This window comes from Herbaspirillum sp. (genome assembly GCF_035644555.1).
Classification (GTDB): domain Bacteria; phylum Pseudomonadota; class Gammaproteobacteria; order Burkholderiales; family Burkholderiaceae_D; genus Herbaspirillum.
The window spans coordinates 25918-46142 of sequence record NZ_DASQOH010000041.1 but is presented as its reverse complement, the minus strand read 5'-3'; the positions used below and the strand labels follow the sequence as shown (position 1 = coordinate 46142).

Here is a 20225-nt window from a genome sequence, read left to right as displayed (position 1 = left end):
CTGCCGAAGGCCGGCATGGCGAATTGCGTCGGGGCCTTGTGGGTCCAGGGCATTTCGGCGCCTTCCAGCACGATGCGGATCAGCGATGCCGGATTTTCCGCATTCACCGTGGGCGACAGCGCCAGGGTCGGGAAGGTCTCGTCATAACCCTTGCCGCTGCTGCGGTGGCAGGCCGCGCAGTTGTTCAGGAAGGCCATCGCGCCCGGACTCTGGTCGCTGCCCTTGCGCAAGGCCTGGTGGGTCTTGTCGTCATAGGCCAGCGCGGCCGTGCCTTCCTTCACCGGCTTCAGCGACTTCAGGTACGTGGCCATGGCCGCCAGATCCTGCTCGGTCATGTACTGGGTACTGTTGGCGACCACATCGGCCATGCCGCCAAAGGCTGCGGAATGGCTGTTGCGGCCGGTCTTGAGGAAGGCCACGATGTCGGCCTCGCTCCAGTTGCCCAGACCGTCGCGGGCATCGCCGCGCAGGTTGTTGGCCAGATAGCCATCGATCACACCGCCGGAGAGGAACGCGCTGCTGTCATTGCTCAGCGCCTTCTCCTGCATGCCCACGCCTCGCGGAGTGTGGCAGGCGCCGCAGTGGCCCAGGCCCTCGACCAAGTATTGGCCGCGAACCAGAGGACTGTTGTCCTCGGGACCATCGACCGCTACCGCCGGTGCGAATACCTTGCGCCAGATCGACAGCGGCCAGCGCATCGACAGCGGCCAGGTGATGTCCACCCCGCGGTTGGGGGTCGGATCAGCCTGCACCCCGTTCATGAAGTAGGCATACAAGGCCTTCACATCGGCCGGCTTGACCTTGGCGTAGGACGGATAGGGCATGGCCGGATAGAGCGACGCGCCATCCTTGCGGATGCCGTGGCGCAGGGCCTGGTCGAAATCGGCCTCGCTGTAGCTGCCGATACCCTGTTCCTTGTCGGGCGTGATGTTGGACGAATACACCGTGCCGATGGGCGTAGCGATGGGCAAGCCGCCAGCGAAGGGCTTGCCACCCTTGGCCGTGTGGCAGGCCACACAGTCGCCGGCCTTGGCCAGGTATTCGCCGCGCTGTACCAGTTGCTGGTCGACCGACGGCGCCGCTGTCGTGCCTTGCGCTGCTGCGGTGAACGCGGACAGCGACATGACTGCCGCGCAGGCGGCGATGAAATAGTGCTTGATCATGGTCGTTATCCTTATGCCTGCACCAGCGGGCCGGGGTTTTTCAGATACTGCTCGCGGATCGCCTTGGCGGAGTGATACGCCAGCGCCGTGACCAGCCCGGTCGGGTTGTAGCCCATGTTCTGCGGGAAGGCGCAGGCGCCATACACGAACACGTTAGGCACATCCCAGCTCTGCAGGTACTTGTTGACCACGCTGTTCTTGGGCGTGGTGCCCATGATCGCGCCACCGGTCAGGTGGGTGGACTGGTAGACCCGGGTATCCCAGGACGAACCGGTCTTGCGGACCGCCTTGACCACCTTCTCCGGATTCATGGCCTGGCCGACCTTTTCCATCTGGCCGGCGATGTAGGTCAGCATCTTGCCTTCGTTTTCCTTCCAGTTCAGGGTCATGCGCAACAGCGGCTGGCCGTTGGCATCCTTGTAGGTCGGGTCCAGCGACAGGTAGTTGTCGCGATAGGCCATCACCGAACCGGACATGCCGATGGTCAGGGTGCGCTGGTAGGCGTCCTGCACGCTGGCCTTCCACTCGGAACCCCAGTTGGGGACCTTCTCGCCCGGCATGGTACCGGCCTGCTTGATGGGGCGACCGCCATAGCGCACGTGACGGATCGAAGCGCCGCCGATGAAGCCCAGCGGACCGTGGTCGAACTGGTCGGCGTTGAGGTCGTCCATGCCCACGCCACCGGCACCGGTGCCGATGAAGGGGTTGAACTGGGTGCCCTTGGGCATGATCACGTTGATGCCGCCGTTGTACTGGTAGGCGAAGTTCTTGCCCACCACGCCTTCGCCGGTGACCGGGTCATAGGGCTTGCCGATGCCGGACAGCAGCAGCAGGCGCACGTTGTGGGTCTGGAAGGCGGTCAGCAGCACCAGATCGGCCGGCTGTTCCACTTCGCGGCCCTGGGCGTCGATGTAGGTGACGCCGGTGGCGCGCTTGCCGGAGGCGTCCAGGTTGACCTTGATCACCTGGGCCTTGGTGCGCACCTCGAAGTTCTTGCGCTTCAACAGCACCGGCAGGATGGTGGTCTGCGGCGAGGCCTTGGAATACATGTAGCAGCCGTAGTTTTCGCAGAAGCCGCAGTAGTTGCAGGGGCCGATGCGCACGCCATACGGGTTGGTGAAAGGCTGGGAAGCATTGGCAGCGGGCGCCGGATACGGGTGGTAACCGACATCGCGCATGGCCTTTTCCACCAGCGAAGCGCTGTACTGGTATTGCAGCGGCGGGGTCGGGAATTCGTCGGTGCGCTCGCCTTCCAGCGGGTTGCCGCCGGGGACGATCTTGCCCTTGAGGTTGCCGGCCTTGCCGGAGACGGCCATGACCTTTTCCGAGAAGTCGTAGAACGGCTCCAGTTCCTTGTAGGTCACGCCGTGATCCTGGATGGTCATGTCCTCGGGAATGAATTTCTTGCCGTACTTCTGCTCGTGGTGGGTACGCATCTCCAACTCTTCGGGCAGGTTGCGGTACATCATGCCGTTCCAGTGGAAACCGGCACCGCCCACGCCATCGCCGAGCAGGAAGGAACCATGCTGGCGATACGGGACGGCCACGTCGGAGAGGGTGTGACGGATGGTCACGGTCTCGCGCGAGAGGTCCTGGAACAGTGCGCCGCGCACGGAGTATTTCAGTTCATCGACCGCCTTGGGATAGGGCGTGTCGGTATTGGTATCGCGCATGTCGCCACGTTCCAGCGCCAGCACGTTCAGGCCGGCTTCGGTGAGCTCCATGCCCAGGATGGAACCGGTCCAGCCCAGACCCACCATCACTACATCCACTTTGTCTTTTTTGATAGCCATGATCAGCCCTTCTCTCCCAGAATCGACACGGGGCCGTATGGATATTTAACGTTGTATTGATCGACCCAGTCGGCGTAGTCGGCACGCGCGCCGGGGAAGCCGACCATCTTCCAGCCGCCCATCTTCTGGTTGCCGCCGTACATCGGGTCGGCGAAGTAGCCTTCCTTGGTATTGCCCAGCATGAAGCTGAAGAAGGTCTTGGCCGGGACGGTCTCGAAGGCGATCTTGCCGCCTTCCATCATCTTCAGCACTTCCAGCTGCTTGGCCTTGTCCAGTTCGGCGAAGACCTTGCCGTGGTTCTTGCTGCACCAGTCGTTGCAGGCGGCGATGCCCTGGCGATAGATGTCACGCGGTACCAGCGAAAGCTGGTAACCCAGTTCGGGGGCGCTGTCAGGATGGAAAGGACCTTGCATGTACCACAGCTTGCCGGCGCCATAGGGGGTTTCCATCTGGCGGTCGATGAACTCCGGCACGCCCGTTTCGAGGGCACCGGCACCGTACTGGTCGGAGGGAATCAGGTGATCGACGGCGGCGTTGATGAAGGCCCATTCGGCCGCGTTGAAGTAGGTAGGAGTATAGGCGCGGGGCTTTCCCGGTGAGCTGCTGTCGGCGATTGCCTGCTGGCTGACTGCGACGGTAGTGGCACCACCTAGCGTTGTTGCTGCTGGGACGATGGCCAATACCTGGCGCAGGAAACGCCGCCTCGGCTCTTTATCTTGTGACATGACTATCCTTTGGACGTGGGATTTGACGAGGGAAAACACGGACGCTACGCCAAGGCCGGAAGCAGGAATGCGCACCCTGCCCCCTTGATGGACGCTTGTCTCTTCTTGTTGTGGTGATGCCCCCTGCCGGCCGGCTCCTGGCGCCCGCCGGCAGGGTCAGGAACACGTAGAACTCAGGCCAGCACTTCGCCGAAGAAGGCCTGCAGCGCTACGGCGGCGCGCTCGGCGGTCTGACGGTGATAGAAGAAGCCGGGGTTGTTGGCATCCGGATCGGTGAAGGAGTGGCCGGCCTGACCATAGTTGACCAGTTGCCAGTCGATCTTGAGCGCACTCATTTCATCGATGAAGCCATTGACCTGCTCACGCGGGACCGAAGGGTCCTGCACGCCGTGCAGCACCAGCACCGCGCCCTTGATCTTGCTGTCAGCGGGGGCCGGGGTATCGAGCGCACCGTGCAGCGAGACCGTGCCGCGCAGGTCGGCGCCGTCGCGCGCCAGTTCCAGCGCGGCAGTGCCACCGAAGCAGAAACCGCAGGCACCGAAATGATCGGCGGCGATCTTCACGAACGCCTGCTCGCGGAAGGCTTTCAGGGCGCCGTGCATACGGCGGCGCAACTCGGCGCGGTCCTTCTTGAGGGGAATGATGGCGGCCAGGGCCTGGTCACCGTCGGTAGGGCGCAGCGACTTGCCGAACACGTCGGCCACGAAGATGGCATGACCGGCACCGATGGTGGTGGCGGCGATTTCCAGCGCCTGCTGACGCAGGCCGAAATAATTGGGCACCGACAGCACGCCGGAGACCGGCGGCTGGGCCTTGTTGTAGAGCAGGACGCTTTCGTAATCGACGCCGTCGGCGCTGTGGGAAATCGTTTCGAGGGCAAGATCGGTCACCGCAATGCCAAGCTTGGCGGCAATGGCGGCGGTGTTCCAGGACGTGGACATGGAGGCTCCTTTGGGTGGAAAACGCCGGCCGGTGTGGAGACCAGCCGGCGCTCAGGAAACTTTTATTTAGGCGCGGATTGCGGCCGCAGATCGACAACGCAAGCCGGCAGCCAGCTCAGCAATGTCATCACCTTGACCGCATCAGGGGCACAATGTTCGCACAAACAGTGCATTTCTGCAGGAGGTCATACCACTTGACCTCGTCATAATGCGAGGTGCGCCCCTACAATCCCCATACAAGCCGCATGGATAAGGGCTTGGCTTGACATTTGTCTGCGAGCAATAGATTCTTGCCCGACCCGTCGGTAGCCTCTCTCTCAGACAAATCCAAACCAGAGCTCCCATGAACGACACCATCGACCTGCCCTTCCCGTCCGAACCATCTCCCGAGCCAGTGCCGGCCGGGATCATCGCCCCACCTCCCTCCCCGCAACCCTTTGTCTTCAGCGGGCGCGGTTCCGAATATTTCCGCATCTGGATCGTCAACCTGTTGCTGTCCATCCTCACCCTGGGCATCTATTCGGCCTGGGCCAAGGTACGTCGCCTGCGCTACTTCTACGACAACACCTCGGTGGCCGAGGGCAGCTTCGACTACCACGGCAATCCCCTCTCCATCCTCAAGGGCCGCATCATCGCGGTGGTGTTGCTGGCGCTCTACCACTTCGCCGGCGCGACCAATCCACTGCTGGGCCTGGCGGCGGCGCTGGTGATGGTGCTGGCTGGCCCCTGGCTGATCTGGCGCAGCCTGCAGTTCAAGCTCTACAACACCAGCTATCGCGGCATCCGCTTCGGATTTCGCGGTAGCCTCGGCGGCGCAGTCCGCAACTTCCTGATGTGGCCGACGCTGGCCGGTATTTCCCTGGGCCTGCTGGCGCCGCTGGCCTACCAGCGCTTCAAGCGTTACCAGCACAGCGAAGCGCGCTTCGGGGCGACGCACTTTTCCTTCCATGGTTCGGTGGGCGCGTTCTACAAGACCTTCCTGATCGGTCTGGGGCTATGGCTGGGCGGGCTGGTGGCGATCTTCGTCGCCTTCGGCGGCGTCATGCTGATCCACCTCTTCCCGCTTGGCGGCATGATCGCGTTCAAGCTGGTACTGATGTCCCTGTCCCTGTATGCCTGGAGCTTCCTGGCCATTCCGCTGTGGATGATCTTGCTGCAGAACCTGGTCTGGAACAACACCCGCCTGGGCGAGCATCGCTTCCAGAGCAGGATGCGTTGGGGCCGCACCGCCTTCATCGTCTTCACCAATATCCTGGGCATCGCCTTCACGCTGGGCCTGTTCACTCCCTTCGCGCAGATCCGCCTGCTGCGTTATCGCATCGAATCGCTGACGCTGTTGCCGGCCAGTGGCCTGGATGATTTCATCGCCTCCAGCGAAGCCCATGGTTCGGCCACCGGCGAAGGCCTGGGTGATCTGCTCGACTTCGACCTGTCGATGTAGGCCCGGCATGGTCAAGGCTTCCTATTACGACGGCAAGACCTCGCGGCGTCACCAGGTGACGCTGACCGTGGTCGATGGCGTGGCGCAGGTGCGCGGCGAGGTCGAACGCGATTGCCCGATCTCGCAATTGCGCGTGTCCGAGCGCTTCAAGAAGGCGGCGCGCAAGGTCAGCTTCGCCGACGGCGCCTATCTGGAAATCATCGATGCCCAGGCCTTCCGCGAGCTGCTGCAGCAGACCGGTCACCGCGATACGCTGGTGGTGAAGCTGCAACAGAGCTGGCGCCATGCCCTGGCCGCCTGCGCAGTCCTGATCGCGGTGGTGGCACTGGGTTATCTCTATCTGCTGCCGCTGGCTGCGCGCGGTATCGCGGCGGCGCTGCCGGTGCAGGTGGATCAGCAGATCGGACGCGGCACGCTGGAATTCCTCGACCAGCATGTGCTGGCCCCCAGCCAGCTGGAGGCTCGCCGGGCGGCCGCCATCAAGTCGCGCTTCCGGGCATTGACGGCGCCCATGGCGGATGCGCCGGCCTATGACATCGTGTTCCGCAAGAGTCGCATCGGTCCCAATGCCTTTGCCCTGCCCTCTGGGCAGATCGTGGTGACTGACGAGATCGTGCGCCTGCTGGACGATGACGATGCGCTCATGGGCGTGCTGGCCCATGAGCTGGGCCACGTCCACCGACGCCACCTGATGCGCCGACTGATCCAGAGTTCGGCCATGGCGGCCACGGCGACGGTGCTGTTCGGCGACGTCTCGGCGGTGCTGGCCAATATCCCGACGGTCTTGCTGGACCTGAAGTATTCACGCGACATCGAGCGCGAGGCCGACGACTACGCCATCGCCCTGTTCCAGGCCAACGGCCTGCCGCGCCAGAAGCTGGCGAAGGTGTTCGAAAAGCTGGAACAGGCCGGTGGCGGTGCCGACGGCGGCGTGTCACCCTATCTGTCCAGCCATCCCGCCAACGACGAACGGATTGCCCACATCCTCGGGGCGCGCTGATCCGTTCAGGCCGAGAAGGGGAACAGGGTGCGTACGCCAGTGAGCGCCTCCATCCCCTCCAGCTGTGCCAGCCGCTCGTGGGCGATGTGCTCATCGATGCCACCGTAGCGCAGGCATTCCAGGAATTTCTCGCGCCGCTGGTCCGGCGTCAACGGCTCGCGTGCTGCGCCACGCGGGGCATCGCGCCGGCCACGCAACTGCCGGCCATCACTCAATTCGATACAGACCTCCGCCCCCTCGGGGGCCTGCTGCTGTCGGGCCGGGTCCTGCCACAGCGTGCTGCTCCACATGCTCACCCTGGCCATGAGCGCCATCATGTCGGCCTGCGCCAGCCGCGCCGCCTCCAGGTCCTGCAGGCGCGGCCCGTCGTGCAGCACCGCCGCCGCAATGGCGAAGGGCATGCTGAACTGTGCCTGCTGCGGCGTCTGTGGACGATCATGGATCAGGTTGGCGATCACGATGGGTGGCACGTCGCAGCGGATGGCAAGAATCTCCTCGCTGCGCACACCATGTGCTGCGATCAACTCCACCACCACATCGACGGCGGCATGCGAAGACAGGCAGACCGGGATGCGCTTGACGTCCAGCCCCGGATCTTCGAGCGTCCAGCGTTGCCCCAGCGCGCTGAAGACGCTGCCGTCGAAATGATCGTCATTGAACAGATGCGCAACGCCATGGCGATGCTCGAAGGCATCGATCGGGCCGGTCGCGCCGGCCTGTGCCAGCCAGGCCGCCATCACCCCGGCCTCTGCGGCGCGTCCGGCCAGCAGGGCTTTGGCATCGGTGCCGAAGCCGGCCTTGATGCCGGCCGCACCGGCAGCGGCCAGGCCGAGTGCATGCGCGGCCTGTTGCTCATCCAGCCGCAGCAGCCAGGCGGCCGCCGCGCAGGCGCCGATGGGGCCAAGTATCCCGCTGCTCCACCAGCCGCGCCGGTAGAGCCGGTTGTCGGTCGCCAGTCCCAGCGTGTACTGGCATTCGGCGCCGACCACCAGGGCCGTCAACAGGGCCTGGCCATCGGCATCGACCTCCTGCGCCACCGCCAGCGCGGCCGGCACGATCACCGCCGAACCGTGGACGAAACCGGCATAGCAGTTGTCGTCGAAGTCCAGCGCATGCGCGGCCACCGCATTGACCAGCGCGGCATGGCGCGCCTGCCTGCGCTGGTCGCTGCCGGCCAGGCCAGAGGCTCCGGCCAGGCCACAGGCTCCGGCCGCGCCATCGCCCTGCACCAGCCGGCGGGCATGGGCCGCCACGCGGGTGCGACCACCGGCGCTGATCACGCCGAGGGTATCGATGAGGCTGTGCAGGGCGATGCGGCGGATGCGCGGCGGGATGCTCCCCGCCTCCTGCCGCACCAGCCATCGCGCCATGGCCGGGATGGCAAGGCTCACACCCGGCGCATCGCCTGTCACGGCGGAGTGCGGCCCGCTCAATCCGGCAGTTGGCCGGCCGGCGCGCCCAGCCAGGTCTGCGAGAACTTGTCGATGGTGCCGTCGGCGCGGGCTTCGCGGATGATCATGTTGATCTTCGCCAGCAGGGTCGATTCACCCTTGGGCATGGCCACGTAGCAAGGCGCATTGGCCAGGATCACCTTCAGTTCCATGTCCAGCGACGGGTTCATCTTCTGCAGCGCGGCCGCGACCGTGGTGCCGGTGGCGAACATCTGCACATGCCCGGCGAGGAAGGCGGAGAGCGTGGAGTTGTTGTCCTCGAAGCGCTTGACCACGGCGCCGGGGGCCAGCTGTTCAAGTTCCTGGTCCTGCATCGAGCCACGGGTCACCGAGATGGTCTTGCCGTTGAGTTCGGCGAAGCTGGTGGCCTTGACCTTCTTGGTGCCGAACACCGCATCGAAGAATGGAGCATAGGCCAGGCTGAAGTCCACCACCTTGGCGCGCTCGGCGGTCTTGCCCAGCGAGGAGATGGTGATGTCGGCCTTGTTGGTCTGCAGGTAGGCGATGCGGTTGGGCGCGGTCACCGGGACCAGTTCCACCTTCACGCCGAGTTTCTTGCCGATCAATTGCGCCATGTCGATGTCGTAGCCACGCGGCGTCATGTCACTACCCACCGAGCCGTAGGGCGGGTAGTCGGTCGGTACGGCCACGCGGATGGACTTGCGCGCCATGATGGTGCTGTAGAGATCGTCGGCCAGCACGGGCGAGCTGGCCACGGCCAGGCCAGCTGCGAGGGTCAGCATGGCAAGTAGGGAGCGGCGTTTCATGGAAAACCTTTCTGGAGCCAAGCTCCGTCGATACGCAGTAAGAAAGTTCGAGAACCTGGGGCGAGCCCCTGCCGCCTTATGGCGTGCGTGTTGTCCGTCGCATGTCTCGGGCATGCGCCGCTCCGGTAATGCTTTTTGCGCTGCTGCCTCTTCAGGTGCGGCGTCGTCTGTTGCGGGTGGGCGCAGCCGCGCGCGGTTCCAGCGCGGGGGCTTGCTCGCCCTGGCTGCCCCACCATTCGCCCACGCCCCAGAGTTTTCTCTCGGTGTCGGCGATCTGTGACTTGATGTTGATCTTTGCGGTGGCGGCCATGAGGGCCGCCAGGATTTCCGCCACCAGAAAGGCCGGCAGCAGGGTATCGAAGAACGACGCGCCCTTGTTGGGCACGATGATGGCTTCGCTGGCCATGCGCGCCATGGGCGAGCTGGCGCTGTCGGTGATGACCACCAGCCGCACGCCGGCCTTCTGCAGATGGGTGGCGATCGACATGGCCCGGCGCGAATGCGGCGCCATGCTGCAGATCAGCGCCACGTCGCGCGAGGAGGGCTGGTGCATCAGCTTCATGATGCCGCTCTCGCCGGCGCCATCCACCAGCGTGACATTGCGCGCAAAGAATTCACACACATGGGCGAACTGGAAGGCCACCGGGAAGGAACCGCGCAGGCCCAGGCAAAAGATGTCACGTGCCGCCGACAGCAGCTTGGCCGCGCGCATGATGGCCGGCATGGTGGAGCCGCTGGCGAAGGAGCGTATCTGCGCCTCGGCGGTCTGCACCAGGTCCATGGCCAGGGCTTCCTCGCCGATGCGCTGGTGCAACTCCACCAGGCCCTGGGCGCGCGAACCGAATTCGCTGCCATGGCTGCGCAGGCTGGCCTTGAACACTTCGCGCACGGCGTCGTAGCCGGACAGCCCGAGCGCCTTGGCAAAGCGCGTCATGGTGGACGGTGGCAGCTCGATCAGGCGCGCCTGTTCGCGCATGGACAGCACCGCCACCTCATGCGGGTGATCCAGCACGAAGGCAGCCACCTCCCGCACCTGGCGCGGCAGGCGGTCGAAGCGTTCCTTGATGAGGGCGGTCAGCGCAGCTTGGTTCACGATGCAGGGCAAGGGGCGGAAGATAGCCCTGCATGAGCAACATGTGTGCCAATTGGCTATGCAAACGATACAAATGAACCATTTGTGGCCGCGCTTGGCCTGCGTCAGCATGGGCCTGCCACCGGGATCGCCCCACCACGGGGACGACCGGGGGCGATACAAACGAAACAGAAATCGGCCCTTGCTGTATCGACCGCCTCTCCCGCGCCATGGGGATGGCGCGGCGGCCGGACCGTGTCAGCCGCGGCGCAGCGCCCCGTCATGGGACATCACGCCCCATGCCGACGCAAAGCCGAGGGCGATGCGGCTCCCTCAGCTCGCCAGATGGGCGGCGGAACGCGTGTGCAATTCGCGCAACAGGGAGAGGAACAGTTCGGCGCGGTGCGTGGAAGGACGGTGCGGGTCGGTCACGGCACAGATGGGATGGACGAAGGTGGGACTGGCGCGGCGCGCGCGCAGGGCATAACGCTTGCCGATCAATTGCGCGTAGTGGGTGGGCAGCAGGCCGACATAGTCACCGCTGGCCACCAGCAGGGCGATGGCTTCCAGTCCACCGGCCTCCGGCCCGCGCTCGTATCCATCGCCGGCCAGCACCTGATCGACATAGGGATGGGGCCGGTAGACCAGGGGCCAGACCGCCTTGCGTGGCTCGCTGCCCTCCTTGCGCACGGCGCCATAGAGGCGATGGCTCTCGACGAACAGCGGCAGGTAATCGAATTCATCATCGCCCGGATAACGGCCGCGAATGGCGATATCGACCCGTTGCTCGCGCAGCGCCTGGTTCAGTTCGGGAAAGGTCATCACCTCGATGCGCGGCTGCACCTGGGGCGCGCGCCGCCTGAGCGCGGCGATGGCCTGCGGCAACTTGCAATCGGGATGACTCAGGGCGTGCTCCACCACCCCCAGCGCCAGCGGCCCGGACAGCACACCATGCACGGCATCGATCTCGGGGCGGATGCGCTCCAGCGAACGCAGGGCGGTGGTAGCCAGCTTGAGCGCCACCTCGCCCTCGGGCGTAAGCCGGAAACCGGCCGGCCCGCGTTCGCACAGGCGCACGCCCAGGCGTTCCTCCACCTCGCGCACGTGGCGGCTGATGGAGGCCTTGGACATCAGCAATACCCGCTCGGCGGCGGCAAAACCACCGGCCTCGGCGACGTTGCAGAAGACCCGCAGCGAGCGCAGGTCGCGCTCATCGAAATCCAGTCTGATCATGACGCTCCTGTCTGCCTGCACCGTTGCGGTGAAATACGGTGAAATTGCAAAGTCTCGAAAAATGAAACTATACCTCCAAAAGAATCATTTTTTATCGTCTCTGCGACTCACTAGAGTAAGGGCATTCACAGCGGCCACCATGGCCACGCCGGCCCGCCGCCCTTCCCCAACCTGGACCCCTTCATGGACAATCTCACCGCACCGCGCACCGGCCACAAGACCCTGCTGTATTCGGAGCTGGTCACCGACCTCACCGACTTCAAGGCCGACATCGCGGTCCTGGGGGTCCCCTTCGGCGCCGCCTATGGACCGCGCCAGTACAGCAACGACCAGACCAATGCACCGCAGGCGCTGCGCGACCTGAGCGACCGCATGGTGCGCCATCCCAGCCACTATGACTTCGATATCGATGGCCCGCTGCTGCAGGAGCGCGAGGATATCCGCTTCGTCGACTGCGGCGATGTCCTGCCCGACCTGGCCCAGCCGGAGCTGCACAAGCAGCGTGCCGAGAGCGCGGTGCGCCAGATCCTGCGCGGCGGCGCCCTGCCCATCGTGTTGGGTGGCGACCATGGCATCACCAATCCGGTGCTGCGCGGCTTTGATGAAGTCGGGCCGATCACGCTGGTTCACATCGATGCCCACCTCGACTGGCGCGACGAGGTCAACGGCGTGCGCGATGGCCTGTCCAGCGTGATCCGCCGTGCCTCGGAACTGCACTACGTCAAGCACATCGTGCAGATCGGCCTGCGCGCCCAGGGCAGCGGGCGGCCGGCCGACTATCGCGCCGCCAAGGAATGGGGTGCCGACCTGATCAGTGCCTATGAATTGCACGACATCGGCATGGATGCGGTGCTGGCGCGCATTCCCGATGGCGGCAACTACTACCTGACCATCGATGCCGATGGCCTGGACTGCGCCATCATGCCGGCCGTCGATGGCCCCGCGCCGGGCGGCGTCACCTTCCTGCAGGCGCGCAAGCTGATCCACGGCCTGGTGCGCAAGGGCCGCGTGGTGGGCATGGACATCGTGGAAATCCAGCCGGCCAAGGACAATGCCAGCAAGATCAGTGGCGTCACCGCCGGCCGCCTGATCGTCAATCTCATCGGCGCCACCATCCGCGCCGGTTATTTCGACAAGAAGTAACAAGCCCCGCTCACTATCCCAACCACCCATTTCCGGAACCACCATGGCCCATACCCGCATCCGCAAGTTCAACACCCGTGAAACCTATCCCGAACAGAAGCTGGACAACGACCTCTGCCAGGCCGTGGTGGCCCGCGGCACCATGGTCTTCCTGCGCGGACAGATCGGCCAGGACCTCGATACCTCCGAGAGCGTCTGCATCGGCGACGTCAAGGGACAGACCGAACAGGCCATGAAGAACATCGACATGCTGCTCAAGGAAGCCGGCAGCCAGCTGGACCATATCTGCAAGCTCACCATCTATATCTCCGACCCGCGTTTCCGCGAGGATGTCTATACGGTGGTGGGCAAGTGGCTAAAGGGCGTCTATCCGGTCTCGACGGGGATCGTGGTGACTGCCTTCGCCCGTCCGGAATATCTGGTCGAGGTGGATGCCACTGCGGTGATTCCCGACTAGATCAAACCTTTATGCAGTGACCGCCAGGTGCGGCACTGAAACACTTCCGGTAAGTAGCAGTACTTGGGCCGCATCGATGATGCGGCCTTTTTTTGCGAGATGCGGTGGAATGGAGCGTGGTGGGAGGCAGGAGGAGGCAGGCGGTGCGGGCAGCGAAGTCCCGCTCCGTAACCGGCGACCAGGGGCCGCCGGCGGGAGGATCAGCGGGAAGAGTTGTCGCGCGACATTGTCGACAAACCCGAGTACAGGCTGCAGCTATGCGGCGCGCCACGATGGGAACCGGTGTCCAGTTCGCTGGAATCGTTCAGGTAATCGACCAGCTTGCGATAGAGCTTTGCGAAGTAGTGCATGACTAACCCCCTTTCAATGTGCCTCTGTTGGCTGTCTGTTGGCGGATGGTGTCCGTGCTTGACGAACCACCCATGCCGGCTTTATCACCCCACCCACATCACCCGCTTCACGGCCCGGCACGAACCGTATAAATTGTTTATATGATTTATTCTATTTGCATGCGGCGGCCGCGTCTATCGGGAATTTTCTGACATTGGCTTCCTGTTGCAGGTAATCATCACTTCCGGCGCGCCTACATCCCGGCCGCATGTCCCTGCAGCCAGTCGCGAAACGCTGTCATGGCCGGCCCCTGCGGCCGGGATTTGAGGCGGGTGAGCCAGTAGGCACCGGTGACGATGCCGGTCTCGAAGGGGCAGACCAGCCGCCCCTGGCGCAGCTCCCGCTCGAACATCAGCACCGGCAGCAGCGCTACACCGGCCTGCTGGGCGGCCGCTTCGGCCAGCGCCAGCGAGGAGTCGAACACGAAGCCGCGCAAGGGCGGGCAAGGCGCACCAGCGGCGGCGAACCACTGGTTCCACTCGTCGCTGCGGTAGGAACGCAGCAGGGTCTGGCTCGCCAGGTCGGCAGGGCTGCGCAATTGCGCGGCCAGGGCTGGCGCGCACATCGGCGCCAGCGGCGCCTCGAACAAACGTTCAGCCTCGGTGCCGTGCCATGCACCATCGCCAAAGCGGATCGCATAATCGAGACCCTCGCCGGCCAGGTCAACACGATTGTTGTTGGTCAGCAGGCGCAGGTCGACGAAGGGATGGTTCTGCTGGAATTCGCGCAGGCGCGGCATCAGCCAGCCCACGGCAAAGGTGCCGACCACGCCCACGGTGAGCACTTCGCGGCGACGGCCATGTTCGAACTGGCCCAGCACGTCGGCGATGCGCCCGAAGGACTGCGCCACCACCGGCAACAGCGCCAGGCCCTCGTCGGTCAGTGCCAGGCCACGCGGCAAGCGCCGGAACAGGGCCACGCCGAGCCGTTGCTCCAGGTTCTTGACCTGCATGCTGACGGCGGTCTGGGTCACGCTCAATTGCTCGGCGGCGCGGGTGAAGGACAGGTGGCGGGCCGACATCTCGAAGGCGCGCAAGGCATTCAACGGCAAATACATGGAGTCTCCAGGCATCAGATTTTCTTGGGTCTACGGCCAATTATCATGAATTGTGGTCATCGCCGCCACTGCCTATGATCTGGCCTGTCGCAAACCCGCAATCAACAAATTACTAGGAGAAAACATGTCCGGAAGACGCAATTTCCTGGCCCTGACAGCCCTGGCGGCCGGGGGTCTGATCAGCCGCAGCTGGGCTGGCGACGTACAAGGCGCAAGTAAAACTATGGACTCGTCCAGTGTCGTCCAGAAACTGGCGCGGCTGGAAGCCGATATCGGCGGCCGCCTGGGCGTGTCGCTGGTGGATACCGTCCATGGCCGGCAGTGGGGCTATCGCGCCGACGAGCGCTTCCCCATGTGCAGCACCTTCAAGTTCCTGGCGGCGGCAGCGGTGCTGCGCCGGGTCGATGAAGGCCGGGAGCGCCTGGCACGGCGCATCGTCTATCGCAAGCAGGACCTGGTCCCCTACTCGCCCACCACCGGCAAGCACACCGGCGGCGCCGGCCTGTCCATGGCGCAGTTGTGCGAGGCGGCCATCACGCTGTCCGACAATACTGCCGCCAACCTGATGCTGGCCAGCATGGGTGGCCCGGCCGGGCTGACCGGTTTCGTGCGGACGCTGGGCGACGATCTCACGCGCCTGGACCGCAACGAACCCACGCTCAACGAAGCCATCCCCGGCGACCCGCGTGACACCACCACCCCGGCCGCCATGACCGCCGACCTGCGCCAGGTGGTGCTGGGCAATGCCCTGGCACCAGCCTCGCGCGAGCAGATCACGCAGTGGCTGCTGGCCAACCAGACCGGCGACAAGCGCGTGCGCGCCGGCCTGCCGGCGGGCTGGAAGGTGGGAGACAAGACCGGGACCGGCGACCGCGGCACCGCCAACGACGTAGGCGTGGTGTGGACGCCGCAGGGCGCGCCACTGCTGTTTGCGGTCTATCTCACCGAGAACACGGCCGAAGCGGCCCGGCGCGACGCCGTGCATGCCGAAGTCGGTCGTCTGATTGCGCAGGTGATGGGCTGAGCGCGTCCGTGCTCAGTTGAGGTTCAATTGAGGCTCAGTTGGCAAACTGCAGCGACACCGCACCCACGCCTTCCAGCGCGGCTTCCACCAGCAGACCGCCGCGCGCCAGTTGCAGGCCGGTACAGGAGCCGGTGGTGATGATCTGACCCCGGCGCCAGGGCTGGCCGCGCTGGGCGCAATGCTGCGCCAGCCAGCCCAGCATGGGCCACAGGTCGGCCGGGTTGCCGCCGCTGGTGCGGATGATGGACTGGCCATCGATGACCAGGCTGGCCTCGACCGTGCGCAATGACAACTGCGGCGGCAGCGGCTGGGGCTGGCCGGTCACCAGCGCGCCATGGCTCTGCAGGTCGGCCATGCCGGCCCAGGGATTGCCGCAGGGTGGATGTCCCAGGCGCGTCTCCACCACTTCGATGGCCGGCAGGATGGCGTCGAAGACGGTGCGCAGTTCGGCCTCGTCGGGCTGTTGCGCGCCGGGATCGAAATCGCGCCCCACCCGCAAGGCCAATTCCACTTCCAGTCCGCGCATGCGCCACTGCGGCCCGGCCAGTTGTGCGCCCGAGGGCAGGATGCCCGACAGCGGCAGCGGCGCGCAGCCGGGCGTGCTGCCATCGCCCTTGCTGCCCACCTTCCACCCGCCCACCGGCCCCAGCCGGTGCAGTTGCGCATCCTGCACCGCGTAGGCGGTCTCGGCGTCGCCCACCGCCAGCCGGCGCCAGTCCAGGGCCAGGCCGCTGTGGCGGGCGTCGAGCAGAAGTTGGGTGGCGGCGTCGATGTGCATGAGGGGCTCCGGCAATGAGAGGGAATGGGCAGCGCGCATTGTACTGTCTGGTGCGGCCAGCGCCCAAGGCACAGCTTCGCGGCCCGGTCTCGGGCACGATCAGCGCGCCGATCCTGACAGGCCGATAATGCAGCGATACCCGCTTGACTTCGAGCGCACTCCAACTTCTAGACTGGCTGCCATGACCTCTTCCCTGACCATTGCCCAAGCTGCTGCAGCCACCGGCCTGTCGGTGCATACCCTGCGCTATTACGAGAGGATAGGCCTGCTCGATCCGGTCGAGCGGCGCGACAACCGGCATCGGCGCTATACCCAGGAAGACCTGAACTGGATCGCCTTCCTGAAGAAGCTCAAGGCCACCGGCCTGCCGGTGCGCGCCATGCTGCGCTACGCCGAGCTGCGGCGCGACGGCAATACCGTGGAGAGTGTCATGGAACGCAAGGCGATGCTGCAGGCCCATACGCTAAGCGTCCAGCAAACCCTGGCCGAACTGCAGGAAAACCTGGCCGTGCTGCACCACAAGCTGGCGCTGTACGACACCCTGGAACAGCAGGCGCGCATGGCGCCGGCCATTCCGGCAGGCTTGCCGCGACCAGCCTCAACCAAAGAAAGGATTGCACCATGACCGAACCCATCACCTCCCACCTGCAACCGGAATCCGCCGTCGGCACCCGCCGCCTGGGCAGCAACGGCCCGCTGGTCTCGGCCATCGGCCTGGGCTGCATGGGCATGAGCGATTTCTACGCCCGGCGCGACGACCAGGAATCGCTGGCCACCATCGACCGCGCCCTGGAGCTGGGCATCAACCTGCTGGACACGGCCGACATGTATGGTCCCTACACCAATGAAGAGCTGGTCGGTCGTGCCATCAAGGGGCGCCGCGACAAGTTCTTCATCGCCACCAAGTTCGGCTTCAAGCGCGACCCGGCCGATCCCACCGTGCGCGGCGTGGACGGCAGCCCGGCCTATATCCGGCAAGCGGTCGAGGGCAGCCTGAAGCGCCTGGGCATCGAGGCCATCGATCTCTATTATCAGCACCGCATCGATCCCAATACGCCCATCGAAGCCAGCATGGGCGTGCTGGCCGATCTGGTGCGGGCCGGCAAGATCCGCTACATCGGCTTGTCCGAGGCCTCGTCGGCCACGCTGGAGCGGGCGCACCGGGTGCACCCGGTGACCGCGCTGCAGAGCGAATATTCGCTGTGGACGCGCGACCCGGAAAGCGACGTGCTGGCCACCTGCCGCGCACTGGGCATCGGCTTCGTGGCCTACAGCCCGCTGGGCCGGGGCTTCCTGAGCGGCGCCATCCAGCGCGTGGAGGACCTGGCCGAGGATGATTTCCGGCGCAGCAATCCGCGGTTCCAGGGCGAGAATTTCCAGCGCAACCTGCAATTGGTGGCAAAAGTGAAGGAAATCGCCAGCCAGCACGGCTGCACGCCGAGCCAGCTGGCACTGGCCTGGGTGATGGCCCAGGACCCGCATCTGGTGCCCATCCCCGGCACCAAGCGCCGGCACTATCTGGAAGAAAATGCCGGCGCCTGCAATGTGAAGCTTTCCGCCCAGGATCTGCAGAACCTGGACGCGGTCTTCCCACGCGGCGCCGCCGCCGGTGAGCGCTATACCGAAGCCAGCATGAAACTGCTCAACGGCTGATTTCCTGGCCACCCCCTGGCCGATCCCCGCAGCAGACCCCGCACCGGCGCCGACCTCGGCGCCGGGCCGGCGACCTCCCCGAACCACCGACCTTCCGCCCCCCTACGTAGTCCTACTGAGTCGCTCTACGTGGTGCCCCGCTTGTTCTGCTTGTCGTAAATGCCAATACTACGACCAACAAAAAAAGCCGCATCCGCGTGCCGACAATCCACGATCAGGGACATTCACCAACAGGCTGCAGCCAGCCGGCTGAGCGCATCCGTCGGCAGGCTGCCGCTGCGCACAGGTTCAGTATCAACACCCGGACATGACCTGTCCGGGGGATAAAAAAACAGGGCGTCAAAAACGCCCTACCACCTTCAAAACGACAGAGGAGAACAGATGTCCGTCGCTGCCCCATCCGCAAAGAGTCCTTTGCGCCTATTGCTGTTGCTGCCTTTCATCGCCCTGCTCTGGGTACCGTTCTACAACCAGGAACTGCCCAGCCTGTTCGGCTTCCCCTTCTTCTACTGGTATCAGCTGGCGTGGGTGCCGCTGACTTCCCTGATCATCTGGCTGGTCTATCGTGATGGCCTGAAAAAGGGAGTCGAGTGATGGAGACCTCCAACATCCACTGGACCGCCCTCTGGGTCTTCCTGTTCTTCTTCGTCCTGGTCACCGTGCTGGGCTTCATGGCTTCGAAATGGATGGCCGGCTCCAGCAACAAGGGTGCCCACCTCGATGAATGGGGCCTGGGTGGCCGCAACTTCGGCACCTGGATCACCTGGTTCCTGGTCGGCGGCGACTTCTATACCGCCTATACCGTCATCGCCGTGCCGGCGCTGGTCTATGCGGTGGGGGCCTATGGCTTCTTCGCCCTGCCCTACACCATCCTGGTCTATCCCATCGTGTTCGTGATCATGCCCAAGCTGTGGCATGCCGCCCACAAGGCCGGTCACGTGACCGCCGCCGACGTGGTCTGGGGTCGCTACCAGTCGCGTCCGCTGGAGTTCGCCATCGCCCTGACCGGCGTGGTCGCCACCATGCCCTACATCGCGCTGCAGCTGATCGGCATGGAAGTGGTCATCAAGGCCCTGGGCCTGACCGGTGAACTGCCGCTGCTGGCGGCCTTCGTGATCCTGGCGCTGTACACCTACTCGGCCGGCCTGCGGGCGCCGGCGCTGATCGCCTTCGTCAAGGACATCATGATCTACATCGTGGTGATCGTGGCAGTGGTGGTGGTGCCGGCCAAGCTGGGCGGCTACGGTGCGGTGTTCAGCTCGGCGCGCGATGCCTTCGCCCTCAAGGGAGGCGCTACCGGCCTGACCCTGAAGCCCACGCAGTTCCTGCCCTTCGCCTCGCTGGCCCTGGGTTCGGCACTGGCGGCCTTCATGTATCCGCATACGCTGACCGGCATCTTCGCCGCCAAGGACGCCAATACCATCCGCAAGAACGCGGTGTTCCTGCCGGCCTATACCGTGCTGCTGGGCCTGATCGCGCTGCTGGGTTACATGGCCTATGCCGCTGGCATCAAGGTGCAAGCCAACAATGACGTGGTCCCAGCGCTGTTCAATGGCCTGTTCCCGGGCTGGTTCGCCGGCTTCGCCTTCGCCGCCATCGCCATCGGCGCACTGGTGCCGGCTGCGGTGATGTCCATCGGTGCCTCCAACCTGTTCACCCGCAACTTCTGGAAGCCTTACGTCAATCCTGGCATCAGCCATGAAGGCGAAGCCAAGGTGGCCAAGATCGTGTCGCTGGTGGTCAAGTTCGGCGCGCTGGTGTTCATCCTGTTCCTGCCGACCAAGTTCGCGCTGGACCTGCAGCTGCTGGGCGGCGTGTGGATCCTGCAGACCTTCCCGGCCCTGGTGTTCGGCCTGTTCGTCGGCTGGTTCGGTGCGCGCGCCCTGCTGTGCGGCTGGGCGGTGGGTATCGTCGGTGGCAGCTGGATGGCCTTTGCCGATGGCATCAAGCCGGTGCATAGCTTCATCATCGGTGGCGAGACTTACACGCTCTACACCGGCCTGATCGCCCTGACCCTCAACGTGGTCGTGGCCGTGATCGCCAACCTGATCTTCGGCAAGGGTTCACAACCCGCACTGAAGCGCTGAGCGAGCGCCTGCGGGCGCCCGTCGTAGAAAAGCCGAGCCCGACCCATGTG

General features: G+C 64.9%; 20 protein-coding genes. 9 read left to right on the top strand and 11 right to left on the bottom strand.

The window, feature by feature from the left end; translation table 11 throughout:
* The 4 genes from VE092_RS10080 to VE092_RS10065 form a co-directional block, all read right to left on the bottom strand.
* A partial coding sequence (locus VE092_RS10080; protein WP_324876277.1) for a cytochrome c occupies positions 1-1163 on the bottom strand: 1163 nt, incomplete at its 3' end.
* A gap of 11 nt (positions 1164-1174) precedes the next feature.
* On the bottom strand, positions 1175-2956 hold the full coding sequence (locus tag VE092_RS10075; RefSeq protein ID WP_324876275.1) for a GMC family oxidoreductase: 1782 nt from the start codon (positions 2954-2956) through the stop codon (positions 1175-1177).
* Positions 2957-2958: 2 nt separating this feature from the next.
* Entirely contained in the window at positions 2959-3681 is a 723-nt protein-coding gene (locus VE092_RS10070) for a gluconate 2-dehydrogenase subunit 3 family protein (protein WP_324876273.1), read from the bottom strand.
* Between the two features lie 173 nt (positions 3682-3854).
* Complete coding sequence (locus tag VE092_RS10065; RefSeq protein ID WP_324876271.1) at positions 3855-4622, bottom strand: dienelactone hydrolase family protein; 768 nt, start codon at positions 4620-4622, stop codon at positions 3855-3857.
* A 343-nt stretch (positions 4623-4965) separates the two neighbouring features.
* Here VE092_RS10065 and VE092_RS10060 point away from each other — a divergent pair, with 343 nt between their 5' ends.
* Positions 4966-6063, top strand: coding sequence for a YjgN family protein (locus VE092_RS10060; protein ID WP_324876269.1), 1098 nt, complete (start codon positions 4966-4968; stop codon positions 6061-6063).
* Between the two features lie 7 nt (positions 6064-6070).
* Entirely contained in the window at positions 6071-7063 is a 993-nt protein-coding gene (locus tag VE092_RS10055; RefSeq protein WP_324876267.1) for a M48 family metallopeptidase, read from the top strand.
* A gap of 5 nt (positions 7064-7068) precedes the next feature.
* Here the strand turns inward: VE092_RS10055 and VE092_RS10050 are convergent, their stop codons facing one another.
* From VE092_RS10050 to VE092_RS10035, 4 genes are all read right to left on the bottom strand, one after another.
* A complete protein-coding gene (locus VE092_RS10050; protein WP_324876265.1) occupies positions 7069-8454 on the bottom strand; it encodes an MmgE/PrpD family protein in 1386 nt (461 codons plus the stop codon).
* A gap of 38 nt (positions 8455-8492) precedes the next feature.
* On the bottom strand, positions 8493-9281 hold the full coding sequence (locus tag VE092_RS10045) for a transporter substrate-binding domain-containing protein (protein WP_324876263.1): 789 nt from the start codon (positions 9279-9281) through the stop codon (positions 8493-8495).
* Positions 9282-9432: 151 nt separating this feature from the next.
* Positions 9433-10374, bottom strand: a complete 942-nt coding sequence (locus VE092_RS10040) for a MurR/RpiR family transcriptional regulator (protein WP_324876261.1) — start codon at positions 10372-10374, stop codon at positions 9433-9435.
* A gap of 312 nt (positions 10375-10686) precedes the next feature.
* Complete coding sequence (locus tag VE092_RS10035; protein WP_324876259.1) at positions 10687-11586, bottom strand: LysR family transcriptional regulator; 900 nt, start codon at positions 11584-11586, stop codon at positions 10687-10689.
* 183 nt (positions 11587-11769) lie between these two features.
* On the opposite strand from VE092_RS10035, the gene VE092_RS10030 reads away from it, so the two are divergent.
* Positions 11770-12729, top strand: a complete 960-nt coding sequence (locus tag VE092_RS10030; RefSeq protein ID WP_324876257.1) for an agmatinase — start codon at positions 11770-11772, stop codon at positions 12727-12729.
* 43 nt (positions 12730-12772) lie between these two features.
* A complete protein-coding gene (locus tag VE092_RS10025; protein WP_006462806.1) occupies positions 12773-13186 on the top strand; it encodes a RidA family protein in 414 nt (137 codons plus the stop codon).
* Positions 13187-13386: 200 nt separating this feature from the next.
* On the opposite strand, the gene VE092_RS10020 is transcribed toward VE092_RS10025, so the two are convergent.
* Complete coding sequence (locus tag VE092_RS10020) at positions 13387-13536, bottom strand: hypothetical protein (RefSeq protein WP_006462807.1); 150 nt, start codon at positions 13534-13536, stop codon at positions 13387-13389.
* 233 nt (positions 13537-13769) lie between these two features.
* On the bottom strand, positions 13770-14633 hold the full coding sequence (locus VE092_RS10015; RefSeq protein WP_324876254.1) for a LysR family transcriptional regulator: 864 nt from the start codon (positions 14631-14633) through the stop codon (positions 13770-13772).
* Positions 14634-14757: 124 nt separating this feature from the next.
* On the opposite strand from VE092_RS10015, the gene bla reads away from it, so the two are divergent.
* Positions 14758-15657, top strand: coding sequence for a class A beta-lactamase (bla, locus tag VE092_RS10010; RefSeq protein ID WP_324876252.1), 900 nt, complete (start codon positions 14758-14760; stop codon positions 15655-15657).
* Positions 15658-15691: 34 nt separating this feature from the next.
* On the opposite strand, the gene VE092_RS10005 is transcribed toward bla, so the two are convergent.
* The gene (locus VE092_RS10005; protein ID WP_324876250.1) at positions 15692-16435 is read right to left on the bottom strand and encodes a hydratase; all 744 of its coding nucleotides are present in this window, start codon (positions 16433-16435) and stop codon (positions 15692-15694) included.
* 181 nt (positions 16436-16616) lie between these two features.
* Between VE092_RS10005 and VE092_RS10000 the strand changes: the two genes are divergently transcribed.
* The 4 genes from VE092_RS10000 to mctP all read left to right on the top strand — a co-directional run bounded on the left by VE092_RS10000 (position 16617) and on the right by mctP (position 20175).
* Positions 16617-17060: a MerR family transcriptional regulator gene (locus tag VE092_RS10000; RefSeq protein ID WP_006462811.1), complete on the top strand. Its 444-nt coding sequence runs from the start codon at positions 16617-16619 to the stop codon at positions 17058-17060.
* A complete protein-coding gene (locus VE092_RS09995) occupies positions 17057-18088 on the top strand; it encodes an aldo/keto reductase (protein WP_006462812.1) in 1032 nt (343 codons plus the stop codon). Before VE092_RS10000 ends, VE092_RS09995 begins: the two co-directional genes overlap by 4 nt.
* Positions 18089-18502: 414 nt before the next feature.
* Positions 18503-18682: a DUF3311 domain-containing protein gene (locus VE092_RS09990; RefSeq protein ID WP_102663322.1), complete on the top strand. Its 180-nt coding sequence runs from the start codon at positions 18503-18505 to the stop codon at positions 18680-18682.
* Positions 18682-20175: a monocarboxylate uptake permease MctP gene (gene mctP, locus VE092_RS09985; protein WP_324876246.1), complete on the top strand. Its 1494-nt coding sequence runs from the start codon at positions 18682-18684 to the stop codon at positions 20173-20175. The genes VE092_RS09990 and mctP overlap by 1 nt, the downstream gene beginning before the upstream one ends.
* Positions 20176-20225: the final 50 nt, after the last annotated feature.

What these genes read in the sequence shown, in the direction of transcription:
- VE092_RS10075 (WP_324876275.1), bottom strand. Translation starts at nt 2,956, where the DNA reads ATGGCTATCAAAAAAGACAAAGTGGATGTAGTGATGGTGGGTCTGGGC.
- VE092_RS10070 (WP_324876273.1), bottom strand. Translation starts at nt 3,681, where the DNA reads ATGTCACAAGATAAAGAGCCGAGGCGGCGTTTCCTGCGCCAGGTATTG.
- VE092_RS10065 (WP_324876271.1), bottom strand. Translation starts at nt 4,622, where the DNA reads ATGTCCACGTCCTGGAACACCGCCGCCATTGCCGCCAAGCTTGGCATT.
- VE092_RS10060 (WP_324876269.1), top strand. Translation starts at nt 4,966, where the DNA reads ATGAACGACACCATCGACCTGCCCTTCCCGTCCGAACCATCTCCCGAG.
- VE092_RS10055 (WP_324876267.1), top strand. Translation starts at nt 6,071, where the DNA reads ATGGTCAAGGCTTCCTATTACGACGGCAAGACCTCGCGGCGTCACCAG.
- VE092_RS10045 (WP_324876263.1), bottom strand. Translation starts at nt 9,281, where the DNA reads ATGAAACGCCGCTCCCTACTTGCCATGCTGACCCTCGCAGCTGGCCTG.
- VE092_RS10035 (WP_324876259.1), bottom strand. Translation starts at nt 11,586, where the DNA reads ATGATCAGACTGGATTTCGATGAGCGCGACCTGCGCTCGCTGCGGGTC.
- VE092_RS10030 (WP_324876257.1), top strand. Translation starts at nt 11,770, where the DNA reads ATGGACAATCTCACCGCACCGCGCACCGGCCACAAGACCCTGCTGTAT.
- VE092_RS10025 (WP_006462806.1), top strand. Translation starts at nt 12,773, where the DNA reads ATGGCCCATACCCGCATCCGCAAGTTCAACACCCGTGAAACCTATCCC.
- VE092_RS10020 (WP_006462807.1), bottom strand. Translation starts at nt 13,536, where the DNA reads ATGCACTACTTCGCAAAGCTCTATCGCAAGCTGGTCGATTACCTGAAC.
- VE092_RS10015 (WP_324876254.1), bottom strand. Translation starts at nt 14,633, where the DNA reads ATGTATTTGCCGTTGAATGCCTTGCGCGCCTTCGAGATGTCGGCCCGC.
- bla (WP_324876252.1), top strand. Translation starts at nt 14,758, where the DNA reads ATGTCCGGAAGACGCAATTTCCTGGCCCTGACAGCCCTGGCGGCCGGG.
- VE092_RS10005 (WP_324876250.1), bottom strand. Translation starts at nt 16,435, where the DNA reads ATGCACATCGACGCCGCCACCCAACTTCTGCTCGACGCCCGCCACAGC.
- VE092_RS10000 (WP_006462811.1), top strand. Translation starts at nt 16,617, where the DNA reads ATGACCTCTTCCCTGACCATTGCCCAAGCTGCTGCAGCCACCGGCCTG.
- VE092_RS09995 (WP_006462812.1), top strand. Translation starts at nt 17,057, where the DNA reads ATGACCGAACCCATCACCTCCCACCTGCAACCGGAATCCGCCGTCGGC.
- mctP (WP_324876246.1), top strand. Translation starts at nt 18,682, where the DNA reads ATGGAGACCTCCAACATCCACTGGACCGCCCTCTGGGTCTTCCTGTTC.